The following is a 15,397-nucleotide window of genomic DNA, read 5'->3' as shown; positions in this document are numbered from 1 at the left end:
ATGTTTGACAACCTGCGTGACGGGCTGAGGAGCGCGCTAAAAAAGATCGTAGGCGCGTCGGACATTAACGAGGAGCTGATTGATTCGCTGTGCAAGGACATCCAGCGCTCGCTCTTGCTCTCTGACGTAAAGGCAGCGCTTGTCAAGGCAATCACCGACAACCTGAAGCAGCGCGCAATGACCGAGCAGCCGCCAAAGGGGCTCTCCCGCAAGGACCACATCGTCACTATCCTGTACGGCGAGCTGGCAAGGATGCTCGGCTATTCCGGCGAGGTGATAACCACCATCGACAAAAAGGGCATAGACGACGACCCCGGCGTCACCGCGTTCTTCAAGCCCGGCAAGCAGAACGTCGTGCTCCTCCTAGGCATCCAGGGCTCGGGCAAGACGACGGTCACGGCAAAGCTTGCAAGGTGGCTCACAAAGCACGGCTACCGGGTGGGGGTCATCGGGACTGACACCTGGCGCCCCGGCGCTCTTACGCAGCTGAAGATGAACTGCGCCAAGATAAACGTCGAGGTGTACGGGGAAGAGGAAAGCAAGGACGCAGTAGGCATTGCAAGGCACGGCCTTGAGCACTTTAAACCGCAGAACCTAGACGTGATAATCATAGACACCGCCGGCAGGCACAAGGAGGAGGCCGGCCTCTTGCAGGAGATGGCCGAGATGCACAAGGTGTCGACGCCGGACCTCGCACTGCTCGTCCTGGACGGGACCATAGGCCAGCAGGCGTACAGCCAGGCCGAGGCGTTCCACAAGGCGGCTCCACTAGGCGGCATCATCATCACCAAGCTGGACGGCACCGCAAAGGGCGGAGGCGCGCTTGCAGCCTCTGCAGCCACGGGCGCAAAGGTGATGTTCATCGGGACCGGCGAGCGCATCGACGACCTAGAGCAGTTCTCGCCCACGCGCTTTGTCGGCCGCCTGCTTGGAATGGGCGACATCAAGGCGCTCTTGGAGATGGCAAAGGGCCTGGAGATGCAGGCGGACGAGAACCAGGCCAAGAGGGTGCTTTCCGGCAAGATGACCATCGAGGATTTCTACGCGCAGATGGAGCAGGTGAGCAAGATTGGTTTTAGAAACGTCATCGAAAACATGCCTGGGCTCTCCGGCATGGTAAAAGAGGATCAGCTGGACGCGATGCAGGCGCGCATGGAAAAGTGGCGCTTTATCATCCAGTCGATGACCAAGGACGAGAAGAAGGACCCTGACATCATTAACGAGGCGAGGCGCAAGCGCATAGCCCGCGGCTCGGGGATGCCTGAAAGCGAGGTCAAGCACATGATCACGCAGTACAACAACTCGAAGGCCATGATGAAGCAGTCCAAGGGCCGGCAGATGCAGGGCCTCATGAGGAAATTCGGCCTTGGTTGATGCCGCTGCTGCCATCGCAAACGCTCTGCCACTCTTGAAGGAGTACCAGCTGTGCAGGCACTGCCTTTTGCGGCAGGCCGGAGCAAGTAAAAGAGCGGCAGCCGACAAATGCTACATCTGCAAGGGGCTCTTTGGGAGGCTCGACGAGATTGCAAAAAAGGCGTTTCTGGCGACAAAGCAGTATCAATTCGACACCTTTCTTGTCGGGGCAACACTGCCGACGCAGCCGTACGAGCGCGAGGACGCGCTGCGCGCAAGGCTCAAGATCCGGGGCAGGGAAAGCATCAAGAACCAGCTTACAAGGGAGCTTGGGACGCGCCTTTCAAAAATAACGCGGAAAAAGGCCAACTATTTGCGGCCGGACCTGACAATCAACGTCGTGATAGGCAAGAACGGCGAGATCGAGGCGACTGCAAGGTCAAGGCCACTTGCCCTCTTGTGCAGGTACGCAAAGAGGGAGCGGGGCCTTCCGCAAAAGGCCGGGAAATGCCCGCTCTGCCTCGGCAAGGGGTGCAACCTCTGCGACGGCACCGGCCTTGACGGCCTTGAAAGCGTCGAGGGCATCGTGGCCAAGCACATCATGAAAATGACAGGCGGGCAGGCGCCGAAATTCTCGTGGATGGGAAGCGAGGACCAGTCAAGCCTCGTTCTTGGCAAGGGAAGGCCGTTTTACGCCAAGGTGTCAGACCCAAAAGTGCGAAAGCCAAGGAAAACAAAATTTGCAGAGGCAGGCGTTGAAGGAAAAGTGGTGAAAGTGCTTGACGACGTGCCAGACACGCAGGCGCGCTTTATGGTCAAAACAAGAATCGCGTGCAAGTGCGACCGCGCGATTGTCCCGGACGACATCAAGAAGCTGAAAAAGTCGCTTGCAGGCGCGCAGGCAAAATTTGAAAACCGCTCAAAGATGGCAGTTAAAAAGATCCATTCTGTGCAGGCAAAAAAAACTGCTGAAAGCGAGCTTGTACTCACAATTTTGGCTGACGGCGGCCTTCCTATCAAGCAGTTTGTGGGAGGCGAGCAGTACATCGAGCCAAACGTTTCGAGCCTTCTAAGCGCCAGGTGCGAGTGCACCACGTTTGACATCCTCAAAGTAGATCTTTTGGACGCCGGTCAAAAATTGAGCAATCGCTAGCGGTATTTTGAGGACGAGTTTTGCCGGATGTCTCCCAGATTGAGCAGTGTCCTTATCACTGGCTTGCTTGCAAAGATCTGCTGCCATGGCAGCTCCAGAACGACGCATCAGCGCTGGCAGGCCGGTTCCGGACGAAAACGGGGTCATGATGTATGACTATGGCGGGTCGATAGGCGTCGTCTACAACCCGAAAGTAGTCACCGCGTACGGGCTGCAGTATCATGACAGTTACCGGCGGACAGGCGACCCGCAGGCCAGGCGGAATCTCATCAACACCGCCAACTGGCTGCTAGAACACGCAAAAGAAAAAGGTGACGGCAAATGTTCGCTATGGGAATACGGATTCAAATGGGGGTGGTACGGGGGAGTCGAGCCCCCGTACACTTCGGCGCTTGCACAGGCTGAAGGAGTCAACGTCCTGCTTCTGGCGCACGAAATAACGGGGCGCGACCGCTACCTCGCAGAAGCAAGAAGAGCCTTTGGCGCGTTTCTGGTAGATTACGACGACGGCGGGGTCGCAAGCGACGAGGGAAGGGACTCGATATTTCTGCAACTTCTGGCCAAGCCGGGCTTTCAAAAGACCTATGTGCTCAACGGCCACACAAACTCGCTGATATACGTGTGGAAATACCACCAGTACACACGCGACTACCGGGCGCTCATCGTGTTTGGCAAGGGAGTAAACTGGCTCACCGTTGACGGCAACCTGCAAAAATACTACACCGGCGACTGGTCTTACTACGACCAGATGGGCAACAGGGCAAAAGACAACTATCACCAGGGGCACATTGCCCAGCTTGGCAAGCTGTACGAAATAACAGGCGAGCCTGTGCTGAAAGAATACTGCGACAAGTTTGCCGCCTGCGTCAGACAAGGGCCGTAGATCTTTGCGGTCGAGAGATTATAGATTGCGAGGATCTCGTATCAAAGAAAAAAGAGAGGAGAGGACGTGATAACGTTGTTGTTCAAGTTATCACGCATCTCCGCTTTCACGTCACATGGTGTCGCGGGTTTCGAACAGGATCGGTCTATTAGTAGTGGTCATCATCATTGTTGTTCTTAAGGATGCATACAATGACGTCCTTGTCATCATTGTCGTCATCATCGTGCTTGTTGTTGTAGCTTGACCAGTAGTGGTCATCATCATTGTGGTTGTCCTTGAAGAAGCAAACACAGTCAAAGTCATCATCATTGTCGTCATCATCGTGCTTGTTGTTGTAGCTTGACCAGTAGTGGTCATCATCATTGTTGTTCTTAAGGATGCATACAATGACGTCCTTGTCATCATTGTCGTCATCATGGTAGTTGTTCGAGCTTGCAAATGCAGCGGTCGGCGTCACTACTGCCAGTGAAACGATTGCGAAACCCAGCGGCAAGAGGGCAAAGAGCGCCCTTCCGTGTGCTGTCAGGTTTGGCATGTACATGTCTATCGGAAGTAGTTATAAAATCTTGAGCAGAATGGCTCTGGAAGGTAATTATTTTAGAATGTATATGATAAATTAGTCTACAATTTACAAATGTAATATGATAAAGAACTAGAATTTGTATTCAACCAGTTTCCTAAATAATCTCTGGTGCTGCACCCTGTCACGAATATAAAGAATGAAAAAAAAGAAAGAGATGGGTCGTCATAGATCAGAGTTTCTCAGGAGGTCAGGTTTGATGCTGCAGTTTTGATTGCATCGAGTTGTTTCATGACTTGTGCATCATAAGCCTGATCGACCACAAAGAACACCGCACTTACATCTGTGCCATCCTTCAGTGAAAATCCACAGCATGTAATACCGTTCCCGAATTGCCAATCTGGGCTTATGTCGTCAATGGTTACAGGCGTACCGTCGTGCCTCTTGACAGCCGGGTCAATGTATATCTTCACTGTATCGGCCGGGCGCTTGATCACCGTCATCTCGACGTAATCTCCCGGCCTGTAACGCTGCTGTACATCTTCAGGAAGATTTGCAAGATTTTGTTCAGTAATCAAGACTTTTTCGTCGGCATACTGTCCACGGACTGACACGCCCAGATTGGAATAGTGGGCTGCTGTCATGCCTGGCAATAGATTTTCAATTCTATCTACTATCTGGCCGGATTTGTAGGTCTGCCCGTATTCTAATGGAAGTATGTAGAGACTCAACTTACCGGTTAGTCCGAATGGGAGAAGTGATTGATTAGCCTCGGCTGCATTGGTTTGAGGAAAAATGCTTGGAATTGACGGATCATGTGCTGCTACTTTTGGTTGCTGCAAAATTTGGGAGTTATTCGCTGCAAGCAGAGTGCCCGAGATTAAGGCGATTCCTGCTGCAACTGCTACTATAAAGTACATTTTCTTGCTCTCGAACCTTTTTTGGCGGCATCGTCTTTTATTTCCGGTCGCCTCCTAATACATAACGAATAGTTCAGGCACACGCCTCTGCTGCAACACACGTACCCGCGCACAGCATCTATAAAAGAACTAACAGCAACATCTACAACTACGCTTGTATTTGTAGTCCACTGGAAACGCGCGCACACACAAGCAACCTAGATAATCGATCACTGTACAAACATCTATTTTCAGTAACGTTTTTGTCTGACGCTTGCTCTGGAAATGCAAGGATGAGCTTTGACCCGCTTTACAAGGTACACGACGCTGCCCGCGCGGGCCAGGTCCCTGAAAAAACCTACAATCTAATCGTCGAGCGCTTTCCGCTAGTCAAGGAGGGGATAAAGCGGGTCGAGGACGCGTCGGGGCTGAAATACCCGTACTTTTACGTCGAGCCATCGATGGTGGTTTCCACGTCGGCGGCCGAGTTTGCACAGTTTGGCGTCTTTTTCGCCCGCACGATCCCCGTGATAGGCGAGGACAACCTCCTTCGCGTGGTCGTGCAGCTGACTGCGCCGCTGGTGGCATTTGGGCTGAAAGGTACCATACACGCGATTCTGGCGCACGAGTTTCTGCACTATCTTGAGCTTGTGAGCAGGATAGTCAAGATGAACGTCATCTCTGACGAGATATCCGGCACGCTCTTTGAGGGCCGGTACGCCGATTCTGGCAAGCTCCTCGAAGAGCGCGCGGTGTTCAAGTCGGACCCCACCCTTCTAAAGCACATCACGACCCGCTTCCCCGAGGGTTTCCGGGACTACAAGCTGGAGGACAAGTCGATAAAGCTGTGGATGGACAAGGGCCTCCCGACGGTCAAGGTGCCGATAGACGCAAACGTGATCAAGATACCAGTGCAGGCGATGGCGCGCCTGCAGGTAGAGCAGGCAATCCGGGACAAGATAGCCGAGTTTGAAAGCATGAAACTGCGCAAGCGAAAAAGCCAGACCGGCTATGTCTAGCGTGTCGCCGGCAGAACTTGAAGCGCTGCAAAAATGCATGGACAGAGTCGCCAGGGGCCGCAAGGTGGCCGCGGCGTGCATCTATGGATCAAAGGCCGCAGGCTATGCCCGGCAGGACAGCGACATCGACGTCATGGTCGTCCTTGAAAACTATCCGTACAGGGTAAAGTACGCCTACATGAAGGAATCCGGCGTCGACGTTTCGGCCCTTGTCGTGGACAAAAAGTCGCTTGAAAGGGACGCCAAGAGCGCGCACATGGGCGAGTTCGTGGCCGGCCGGCTCCTGCACGTCTACGAGCCGATAGCAAACCCGGAGTTCTTTTCAGAGGTCGAAAGAACCTACAAGCGCCGGGTGATACTTGAGGAGCTGCAGGAGCTTGTCAAGTCGACAAGCGCCCTTGCCACGGAAATATCATTCCCGCTGGAATACATCGCCTTTTCCAAGGTAAGGCGCCGCGCGGCGATGTACCCGAACGCTGTATACAGCTACTTCAAGACATACACGGTAAGCCCGCGCAACCTGGACTTTGCCATGCAGGGCTACCGGCGGGCGCTTGCCGACATTGTGATTGAAGACCCCGGGCTGTTAATGATCGACGGCCAGATGCTCCGGCTGTCCAAAGAGCGCGTCAGGTTTGCGCGGGGCGGGCCGGCGCTCCTGCTGACAAAAAAGCTCCGTCATTTCATCAGCTCGTACGTCATCCACTCGTACGCCGGCAGGCATACATTTCACCTTGCGGCCAAGGAGGCAGAGTCCAAGATCCGGCGCCACATCCGCCAGCCCATCGAGTTCCCGCCGTTTCTTGCCTGCCCTGCGTGCGCCTACTGGAAGATACCCGAGGGCGTGCTTGTAGCGGCAGCAGCTGACAGGCATAAAGAGGATTGGCTTGACGCCGTTGCAGAGGCGCACGGCATTTCAGAATATTCTGCGAAAAAGCGCCGGCTCGGCAACCCAAACAGCAGGACGATGCTCTACACGCTAAAGCACGACGACGGAAAGAATGAGCTGAAAATAGCCGCAAAAGAGCTTGCCCGCACAAAGTCGGTCAAGTGGGCGGCTCTCAGCATGTGGACCGCACAGGTAAAAAAATTCAAGGTCGACCCGATGTTCCGACTCGGCACCGAATATCGTGCAATCCGGTACCTGCGCACGCTGGGGCTAAGGACGCCGGAAATAGAGGCAGTGGTCCTTGACAGGCGGATTCTTGCAACCCGGTTCATGGACGGCACGAGCCTTGCCGGCATTATCCGGGGCGCGCTTGCTGGAAAGGAGGGCCTTGCAATAATCAGGGAGGCTGGAAGGCAGGTTGCAATCGTCCATGCCGCAGGCGCTTGCTTTGGCAACATCAAGCCCAAGAACGTGATCGCAGGTGACAATGAGCAGCAGCTATGGTTCACAGACCTTGAGCAGTTTGTCTTTGAGGGAGGAGACCCCGCGTGGGACCTTGCGCAGTTTGTGTGCTGGGGCCTGAAGGGAAACACAAACGCGCCGGCGGCAGCAAAGGTGGCAGCCGAGTTTCTGGAAGGGTATGGAAATGAAAAAGTAGCCGGACGGCTTGCGCAAAGCAAGCGCTACATCGAGAACTTTTTACCTGTCCTGTCGCCGCAGGTAGCCCGGGCGATCAAAAACGTGGCCCGCAGCATCTAAAGGCTGCTGCTACTTTTTGCCCTTCTTGGGCGCTTCCTTGCGTGCGAACTCTGTATAGCCGCACTTGCCGCACGTAAAGCGGTCCTTGTGCTCGGCCATGAACACGCCCTTGCCGCACTTTAGGCATTCGCGCTTGTTCCTCGTGACCTTGTTGCCCTCTACCTTGTAGAACTTGTAGACTGAAACCTCTCCCTTCGCCGGGGCTTTCTTGTCTGCCATGCTACTTCTTGGCGCCTCCCTTGACGTCAGCGGCCGCCGCCTGCTTGGCCTTCAGCTTTGCCGCCTTTTCCTCGTCGAGCAGCTTTTTCCTGTCAGCTTTTGGCATGGTGCGGAGCAGACGATATCTGGGCAGCTGCTTCTTTGCCGCCTCCTCGTTCTCATAGACGTAGAAAACTGCGTGCACGTCGGTCATTCCTGTCTCGCATACAAGGTTTATTGGGATAACTTTCTTTTTGTCGACCCCAAGCTGGCTCGCTATCTGCTCGGCCGCCTCAGTCTTTTTCAGCTTGCCGGCGGCTCCCCTGAACAGCGCCTTTACCTCGCGCCTGCTCAAAAGCGAGTTCTTGCGGTCCTCGATCATTATTACTGCTTCCTGCGACAAAGTGAAAGGTACCGTTCCGTCTAACCCATTTAAGTATTTGCTTGGCTCCTGTGGCTCTGTTAACTTAGGGTAATCTGTATAGCTAGGACTGTCCTAGCTTTTCATTGGCATGAGAAAGAGGACAGACCCAGCTATAATCAGATATGCACTGTACCTGTATTTTAATTCTAGGAGCTTTCGGCTGGCAGCCAGATCGCTATCACCAATAAAGAGAAGGAGCCACGTTGCTGTATGGAAATGGGTACAGAAATATTCCAGCCTTGCAGACAGGTTCCGGACAGACAGACGCCTTGTCAGGGCAATATTTGTTGACGAAACACTATTGCAGATAGATGGGCATGACTATTGGCTATGGATAGCGTACGAACCAACTATTGGCACATGCTTGATGATGCATCTGTCTCGTGAGAGGACCATTTTCGTATGTTACCAGTTCTTCAAGCAGTTGCAAAGGAGGTATGGAAGGAGGCCGATATTCACAGACGGTGCTCAGTGGTACAATGATGCTTGCAGGTGGCTCAGATTACGCCATTATGTGTACGGTACAGAATTGAAGAATTTGATGGAGCGGTTTATACAGCATATCAAGGACAGGACGGAGTGTTTTGACGACCACTTTCCATGCAGGAAGGAGAATTGTGACAGACAGCATGTCTGGAACTGGTTCAAATTATTTTTACTGTACCTGCATATGGGCGCAGACATGATACGGTTTATGACATTCCTGGCCAAGGATGGTGGCTAAGTTAACGGAGCCGCTCCTGTCTACAGGAAAATCAAATATACCGCCTAGTCGCCCGGGACGCTGAGAATGAATCAATTTTTCCAGAACATCTGCGACAAGGTAGTATCGCTTGACCCCGCGATAAGGTTTGCAGGGATCGCCGACGAGGACGGCAAGCTGGTGGCAACAGCCGAGAGAAAAGGTCTAAAGCCTCTCTTGACGCCTGAAGAGCGCGCCCAGTACGCCATCACGGCCGCCACGCGCCAGTACACGCGCCTTCGGTGGGAGTACCTCCTTGGCAAGATAGACTACGCCTCGTCGCACTATGCAAAACTCATCCGAGCCACGATACCCATAGCCGACGAGAACAGCCGGCTGTACTACGTCATGCTGCTTTCGTTTGACGTCAAGTCGGGCGACAAGGTGCACGGCATCATCATGAAAAAGATAATCCCGCTTGTGCGCAAGAACACGGGCAAGTTCATGAAATAAAAAAGGATAGTCTTTTGCACATGCCGTTTGAAAGCCTCGGCGAGTACGTTGATGCCCTGGAAAGGGCGGGCGAGCTGAAACGCGTAAAGGCAAAGGTTAGCGCAGACCTCGAAATAGCAGAGGTGATGCGCCGGCTCATGTACAAGGGCGACCAGCCGGCGGTGCTCTTTGAGAACGTGGAAGGGTCCGACATGCAGGTCCTCGGAAACGCCTTTGGCACCATGAAGCGCCTGCAGCTGGCGCTTGAATCGGAGGACTTTGTGGACATTGGCCAGCGCATCGTCGACCTGACAAGGATGAAGATGCCGTCAGGCATGCTCAACAAACTAAAGATGCTGCCCAAGCTGTCAGAGATTGGCGAGTACGGTCCGAAATACGAGGACAAAGGTCCTGTCACGGAGGTCATTGAAGGCGATAAAGCGTCCTTCAACTCGCTTCCGGTACTAAAGTCGTTTGCCGGCGACGCAGGCAGGTTCATCACCTTTGGCATGACGGTAACAAAGCACCCTGAGACAGAGATCCGCAACCTCGGGGTCTACCGCGTACAGATTGTCGATGACAAGCACGCGATAATGCACTGGCAGACCCACAAGCGCGGCGCGCAGCATTACAGGATGCTAAAGGAGCAGAACAAAAAGATACAGGCCGCGATTGTTATCGGTGCAGACCCTGCGACCGTGTTTTCCGCAGTCGCGCCGGTGCCAGAAGGCATGGACAAGTATCTGTTTTCCGGCATCACCAGAAAGAAAGGGGTGAAACTTGTCAAGTGCAGGACGGTTGACCTCGAAGTGCCTGCAAACGCCGAGATCGTGCTAGAAGGGTACGTCGATCCAAACGACATGCGCATGGAAGGGCCCTTTGGCGACCACACGGGCTATTACACGCCTGCAGAGCCCTTTCCCACTTTTACATTGACGGGAATCATGAGGCGCAGAAACCCGATATACCTGACGACAGTGGTGGGCAAGCCGGTGCTGGAAGACGCCTACATCGGCAAGGTGATCGAGCGGTCGTTTCTGCCTCTGATACAGATGTTCCACCCGGAGGTGGTTGACTTTTCCATGCCGGGCGCCGGCTGGTTCCAGGGCCTTGCCGTGATATCGATAAAGAAGACGTACCCCGGCCAGGCCAAGAAGGTGATGATGGGCCTGTGGGGCATGGGCCAGCTTGCGCTGACCAAGATGTTCGTGGTAGTCGACAGCGACGTGGACGTGCACGATGCAAACGACGTGATATGGGCGGTGACCACGCGCGCAGATGCCGCGCGCGACACGGTCATCATCAGCAACACGCCAACCGACACGCTCGACCCTGCGTCGCCGCTTGTCAACCTTGGCTCAAAGATGGGAATCGACGCGACGCAAAAGACGAGGGAGGAAGGCTACATGCGCGAGATACAGCAGTTGGCAGTTGTAGATGACGAGACAAAGGCGCTTGTCGACAGGCGATGGCACGAGTACTTTGGCTCATAAGAAGAAGGAGGAAATGCGTTGGCTTTTGACGTGACAGTTCGGCGTATGCGGGAAAGTGACTTGCAGGAGGCGGACAGGATAATGAGGCTTGCCTTTGGCACATTTATTGGCCTGCCCGACCCGATGTCTTTTGCCGGCGACGCCGATTACGTCTATACCCGCTATCGCGCCGACCCGTCTGCCGCGCTTGTGGCAGAAGTTGGCGGCAAAATTGCAGGCTCGAACTTCGCGCTGCACTGGGGCAGCGTAGGCGTGTTTGGGCCGCTGACCATACATCCAGACTTTTGGGACAAGGGCGTGGCAAGGCGCCTCCTTGAAGAGACGATGGACATTTTTGCAAGATGGCAGGTAACCCACGCCGGCCTCTTTACGTTTGCCCAGAGCAGCAAGCACGTCCACCTGTACCAAAAGTTTGGCTTTTGGCCCCGCTTCCTGACGGCGATAATGTCAAAGCCCGTCGACAAGGCCCCAAGTGCAGCCAAGATGGCTCGCTACTCACAATTAACCGGAGCTGAAAAAGAGCCGGCCATTGAGGCGTGCAAAACTCTGACAGGTAATATCTACGACGGACTAGACTTGAGAAAGGAAATCTACTCTGTTGACAAGCAAGGGCTTGGAGACACAATCCTGATCTATGATGACAGTGGCTCTCTGGCAGGCCTTGCAATCTGCCATTGCGGGCCCGGGACAGAGGCCGGCAGCGGGAATTGCTACGTCAAGTTTGGTGCCTCCGCGCCCGGCCAGGGCTCTGCCGAACGCTTTGAGCGCCTGCTGGATGCTTGCGAGTCTTTTGCAGGCTCGCAGGGCTTGTCGCGCATCGTTGCCGGCGTCAACACGGGCCGTCATGACGCATACAGGAGAATGATTGCACGCAAGTTCTGCACCGACATACAAGGAGTTGCCATGCACAGGCCCGATGAACCAGGCTACGACAGAAAAGACGTCTATCTTGTAGACGATTGGCGGTAACTTTTTTTTGAATTAAAAGTTCCTGACTGTCCTGTACAAGTTGTCCCGCTCGGCCGGCCTGTATCCTGCCTGCTTTATCGCGGCTACTATCCTGTCCGACGTCAGTTCCGTCGAGCGCGCGCCAGTTGCGCTCACCACTTCCTCTCCTATCAGCGTTCCCCCGAAGTCATCGGCGCCGTGGTTCAGCGCCAGCTGTGCCATGCCTATTCCGTTTGTCAGCCACGACGACTGCAGGTGGTCGATGAGGCCGTAGAACATTATCCTTGAAATCGCTATCATTTTCAAGAGCTGCAGGCCGCCGGACGGGTATTTTATCAGCCCCTGCGCCTGCATCTCTGTGTTGTTTGGCTCAAAGCTCCAGGGGATAAAGCAGACAAAGCCTCCCGTCTTTTCCTGGAGCTTCATTATCTTCAGTATGTGCCTTGCCCGATCCTCTTCTGTCTCGACCGTGCCGTACATCATGGTAGCAACCGACTTTAATCCCGCGTTGTGCGCCTCCTCCATTATGCGGAGCCACTCGCCGCTTTTGATCTTTAATGGGCTTATCTGCTCCTTGACGCTGTCCTCCAAAATCTCGGCGCCCGCCCCGGCAAAGGTGTCCATGCCTGCTGCCTTTAGCCTTGAAAGCACTTCTTTTGTGCTGCTCCTTTCCACCTTGGCTATCATGTCAACCTCGGAGGGCGAAAGCCCGTGGATGCCGACCTCCGGGCACTTTTCCTTCATCGCCCTGAAGGCGTCCTCGTAGTATTCTATCTTCAGGTTCGGGTTGTGCCCGCCCTGTATGAGCACCTGCGTGATGCCAAACATCTCTCTCGAAGTGGCGACGCGCCTTACAATCTCCTCCTTGGGCACCGTGTACGACTCTTCGTGCCCCGGCGGCCTGTAGAACGCGCAGAACTTGCAGTACGTCACGCAGACGTTGGTGTAGTTGAGTATGATGTTATTTACAAAAGTTATCCTGTCGCCAAAGAGCCTCTGGCGCAGTATGTTTGCGGCAAGGCCCATCGAGTAGGCGTCGTCGGATTTCACAAGCCGTATGCAGTCGTCAAGGCCAAGCGGCCTTTTTCCGGCCAGCGCGCTGTCCAGCACGTCGCTGATGTCGGACTTTTTCAAGAATTCCTGGAGCAGCCTGCCTTGCAAATGTCTGACTGTTTTGGCCTCTTTATGCTATTTAATGATTTGGAGAGGGAGCCTAAATTTATAATGGCCTAACGGCAAGTTACACACTGTTGCAGTCAATAGCTGACGCCTTTGGCAAGGTCGGCGGGACGCCGGCGCTTGAAAAGGCGCTTGCCGGAGAGGAGGAGCTGTCCTACGAGGACGGCGTTCAATTGATGAACGAGGAAAACCTCTTTCTGCTCGGCGCGGCTGCAGACAGACTGCGCCGCGACCTGTGCGGCAACACTGTGACCTTTGTCGCTTCTTATTATCTCAACTACACGAACGTGTGCGCCGCCAGCTGTCCATTGTGCGCATTCTATCGCAAGGGCAACGAGGAGGACGCCTACACGCTTTCTACCGAGCAGGTTGTCGCAAGGGCCAAGATAGCTATAGAGCAGATGGGAGCAACCGAACTCCACATCGTCGGCGGCTTTCACCCCAAGCTGGGGCTTGAATATTACGAAAACATGATGCGCGCCATAAAGTCCGAGCATCCAAAGGTGACTATAAAGGCGCTCACCCCAGCCGAGGTGTTCTTTATCGCGCGCCTGACACGCAACTCTGTAAAAGAAGTACTCTTGCGATTAAAGGCTGCCGGCCTTGACGCGCTCCCGGGAGGCGGGGCGGAGATATTCCATCCTGACACCCGCAAGAAAATAGTGATAGGCAAGTGCTCCGGCGAAGAGTGGCTCGACACTGCAAGGCAGGCGCACGAGCTTGGCATCCGCAGCAACTGCACGATGCTCTTTGGCCACATTGAAAAACCAGAGCACATTGTTGACCACGTCATCAAGATACGCGAGCTGCACAAAAAGACCGGCGGCTTTACGACGTTTATCCCGCTCAAGTTCAGCCTTGAAAACACGGAACTTGAGCAAAAGGAGATGATAAAATCCGAGAGCTCGTCGCCTTACGACCTGCGCGTGATAGCAGTGTCAAGGCTCTTGCTTGGAAACACGCTAAAGAACATCTCGGTGTACTGGGTGGCGCTTGGCAAAAAGATATCGCAGGTCGCGCTTTCGTACGGCGGAAACGACATGGTGGGAACGGCCTTTTCAGAGGAGATATTCAAGGCGGCAGGAAAGGCAAGCGGGACGTCCTTGCAAGAGCTTGCAAGCATGGTGCGCGAGATAAAGCGCGAGCCGGCGCAGCGTGACACCTTCTTTAACATCATTCAGAGGTTCTAGCCCCTAGAGCTTGTACTTGCGCGCGAATTCACGAAGCGCACCCTTGAAAGCCTCCATCGGCGGGTTGACAAGGCCGGCGCCTATCATGCCTATCCCCGGCTCCCTGTGGGCTATTGCGGTGTCGATCACCGGCAGTATGCCCGTTTTCACGACCTTTCGGATGTCTATTCCCGTGCCCGTGCCCTGGAAGTCAAATATGGGGACGAGGAAGGTGTCGTTTGATGCCATGGTAATCTCGCGCATCTGCTTGGTGTACTTTAGGGCGTCCTCCGCGGTCCCGCCGACAAGCGAAAGTATCGCCGGCGAGTCGGCAAGCGCAAAGCCCCCGACACCTGCCGTCTCTGTTATCGCGCTGTCTCCCATGTCCGGGTTGGCGTCCTTGTCGCCAAATCCCGGAAAGTACATGCCGCGTATCATCCCGGCCGGCCCGGTGAACCACTGGTTTCCAAGGCCGCTCACCTTTATCCCAAAGTCGGTGCCGTTGCGGGCCATCGCCGTTACAAGGGTGCTGTGTTCAATGTTTGAAGCAGCGTTCATGGTGGCCTTGCAGGCGGCCATCGCCAGGCACAAAAAGAAGATCTCGTTTGCGGCAAAATAGTCTATGACCTTTATCAGCTGCTCCTTCTCCACAGTCTCCACCATGTGCGGCATTATGGCCACTGCAAAGAGTGCCGTGCCTGCCACCGGGCGGTTGTGCAGCTCGTCGCCCATGTACAGGGCCTTGGCCATGATGGATTTCAGGTCTATGCCCTTGTCGCCTGCCCGCTTGATCCTTTCAAGCGCCTTGCGTATTGCCGGCGCAAGGACGGTGGACCAGAACTCTAGCGATTCTATCGCCTGCGCGTCGTAGGCTCCGAACTGAACCTTGTTCTCTACTATCCTCCCGTAGTTGGTGTTGCCGTGCTTTTCGTTCCTGACAACAAACACCGGCATCGAGGGGGATATGACGCCGGCCATGGGCCCCACCGCGTCGTGGTCGTGGTTGGGCGAAAGCTCGACCTCTCCGCTCTCCACCAGTTTGGCAGCCTCGTCCCAGCTGTTGGCCCACTTTTCAAAGATGACGGTGGCTACCACGGCCCCCTTCATGGGCCCGCACATCCTCTTCCAGTCCACCGGCGGGCCTGCATGGAATATCGACCTCTTTTTCATGTCTGGCAGGACTTCTATTGCGGGCCTGACGTCTACAAGAAAGGGTCTTGAGGAAAGAACCTTTTGTATTGCGTCCTTGTTTGCAGATTCGATTTTGACCTTTATGTCTTCTGCCATGTGTCAGCAAGCACGTCTTGAAGTTGCGATTTAAGTTTAATTGCGGCAGG

General features: G+C 54.6%; 16 protein-coding genes. 10 read left to right on the top strand and 6 right to left on the bottom strand.

From position 1 onward, the window contains the following. From NVIE_RS07835 to NVIE_RS07825, 3 genes are all read left to right on the top strand, one after another. Complete coding sequence (locus NVIE_RS07835; RefSeq protein ID WP_075054769.1) at nt 1-1,374, top strand: signal recognition particle receptor subunit alpha; 1,374 nt, start codon at nt 1-3, stop codon at nt 1,372-1,374. Beyond that, nucleotides 1,367-2,506, top strand: coding sequence for a tRNA pseudouridine(54/55) synthase Pus10 (locus NVIE_RS07830; RefSeq protein ID WP_075054768.1), 1,140 nt, complete (start codon nt 1,367-1,369; stop codon nt 2,504-2,506). Before NVIE_RS07835 ends, NVIE_RS07830 begins: the two co-directional genes overlap by 8 nt. A gap of 85 nt (nt 2,507-2,591) precedes the next feature. Next, nucleotides 2,592-3,389 (top strand): D-glucuronyl C5-epimerase family protein, encoded by a 798-nt coding sequence (locus NVIE_RS07825; protein ID WP_084790696.1) that lies wholly within the window; start codon nt 2,592-2,594, stop codon nt 3,387-3,389. 148 nt (nt 3,390-3,537) lie between these two features. Here the strand turns inward: NVIE_RS07825 and NVIE_RS07820 are convergent, their stop codons facing one another. After that, nucleotides 3,538-3,924 carry a hypothetical protein gene (locus NVIE_RS07820; protein ID WP_144239579.1) on the bottom strand — a complete coding sequence of 129 codons (387 nt, stop codon included), beginning with the start codon at nt 3,922-3,924 and terminating at the stop codon, nt 3,538-3,540. A 227-nt stretch (nt 3,925-4,151) separates the two neighbouring features. Further along, a complete protein-coding gene (locus tag NVIE_RS07815; RefSeq protein ID WP_075054765.1) occupies nt 4,152-4,829 on the bottom strand; it encodes a hypothetical protein in 678 nt (225 codons plus the stop codon). 242 nt (nt 4,830-5,071) lie between these two features. Here NVIE_RS07815 and NVIE_RS07810 point away from each other — a divergent pair, with 242 nt between their 5' ends. Together NVIE_RS07810 and NVIE_RS07805 are read left to right on the top strand one after the other, a co-directional pair. Beyond that, the gene (locus NVIE_RS07810) at nt 5,072-5,827 is read left to right on the top strand and encodes a hypothetical protein (protein ID WP_227717296.1); all 756 of its coding nucleotides are present in this window, start codon (nt 5,072-5,074) and stop codon (nt 5,825-5,827) included. A gap of 1 nt (nt 5,828) precedes the next feature. Further along, nucleotides 5,829-7,475: a nucleotidyltransferase domain-containing protein gene (locus NVIE_RS07805; protein ID WP_158435143.1), complete on the top strand. Its 1,647-nt coding sequence runs from the start codon at nt 5,829-5,831 to the stop codon at nt 7,473-7,475. A 9-nt stretch (nt 7,476-7,484) separates the two neighbouring features. Here the strand turns inward: NVIE_RS07805 and NVIE_RS07800 are convergent, their stop codons facing one another. Next, nucleotides 7,485-7,694: a 30S ribosomal protein S27ae gene (locus NVIE_RS07800; protein WP_075054762.1), complete on the bottom strand. Its 210-nt coding sequence runs from the start codon at nt 7,692-7,694 to the stop codon at nt 7,485-7,487. A gap of 1 nt (nt 7,695) precedes the next feature. Continuing rightward, on the bottom strand, nt 7,696-8,076 hold the full coding sequence (locus tag NVIE_RS07795) for a 30S ribosomal protein S24e (protein ID WP_144239578.1): 381 nt from the start codon (nt 8,074-8,076) through the stop codon (nt 7,696-7,698). Between the two features lie 109 nt (nt 8,077-8,185). Between NVIE_RS07795 and NVIE_RS07790 the strand changes: the two genes are divergently transcribed. The 4 genes from NVIE_RS07790 to NVIE_RS07775 all read left to right on the top strand — a co-directional run bounded on the left by NVIE_RS07790 (nt 8,186) and on the right by NVIE_RS07775 (nt 11,733). Then, the gene (locus NVIE_RS07790) at nt 8,186-8,821 is read left to right on the top strand and encodes a DDE-type integrase/transposase/recombinase (RefSeq protein ID WP_075053693.1); all 636 of its coding nucleotides are present in this window, start codon (nt 8,186-8,188) and stop codon (nt 8,819-8,821) included. A gap of 66 nt (nt 8,822-8,887) precedes the next feature. Continuing rightward, nucleotides 8,888-9,292: a hypothetical protein gene (locus tag NVIE_RS07785; protein ID WP_075054760.1), complete on the top strand. Its 405-nt coding sequence runs from the start codon at nt 8,888-8,890 to the stop codon at nt 9,290-9,292. A 20-nt stretch (nt 9,293-9,312) separates the two neighbouring features. Continuing rightward, nucleotides 9,313-10,764, top strand: a complete 1,452-nt coding sequence (locus NVIE_RS07780; RefSeq protein ID WP_075054759.1) for a menaquinone biosynthesis decarboxylase — start codon at nt 9,313-9,315, stop codon at nt 10,762-10,764. A 60-nt stretch (nt 10,765-10,824) separates the two neighbouring features. Further along, nucleotides 10,825-11,733, top strand: coding sequence for a GNAT family N-acetyltransferase (locus NVIE_RS07775; protein WP_227717295.1), 909 nt, complete (start codon nt 10,825-10,827; stop codon nt 11,731-11,733). A gap of 12 nt (nt 11,734-11,745) precedes the next feature. Here NVIE_RS07775 and mqnC read toward each other — a convergent pair whose 3' ends face one another. Beyond that, nucleotides 11,746-12,873 carry a cyclic dehypoxanthinyl futalosine synthase gene (gene mqnC / locus NVIE_RS07770; RefSeq protein WP_144239577.1) on the bottom strand — a complete coding sequence of 376 codons (1,128 nt, stop codon included), beginning with the start codon at nt 12,871-12,873 and terminating at the stop codon, nt 11,746-11,748. 89 nt (nt 12,874-12,962) lie between these two features. On the opposite strand from mqnC, the gene NVIE_RS07765 reads away from it, so the two are divergent. Beyond that, on the top strand, nt 12,963-14,081 hold the full coding sequence (locus NVIE_RS07765; RefSeq protein ID WP_227717294.1) for a radical SAM protein: 1,119 nt from the start codon (nt 12,963-12,965) through the stop codon (nt 14,079-14,081). A gap of 3 nt (nt 14,082-14,084) precedes the next feature. On the opposite strand, the gene NVIE_RS07760 is transcribed toward NVIE_RS07765, so the two are convergent. Next, nucleotides 14,085-15,347: a YlbE family protein gene (locus NVIE_RS07760; RefSeq protein ID WP_075054756.1), complete on the bottom strand. Its 1,263-nt coding sequence runs from the start codon at nt 15,345-15,347 to the stop codon at nt 14,085-14,087. Between the last annotated feature and the right edge of the window lie 50 nt (nt 15,348-15,397).

It is taken from the genome of Nitrososphaera viennensis EN76, from assembly GCF_000698785.1.
Taxonomy (GTDB): Archaea; Thermoproteota; Nitrososphaeria; order Nitrososphaerales; family Nitrososphaeraceae; genus Nitrososphaera; species Nitrososphaera viennensis.
Note: the sequence above shows the minus strand (reverse complement) of the source record. Positions and strands in the feature narration are given on the sequence as shown.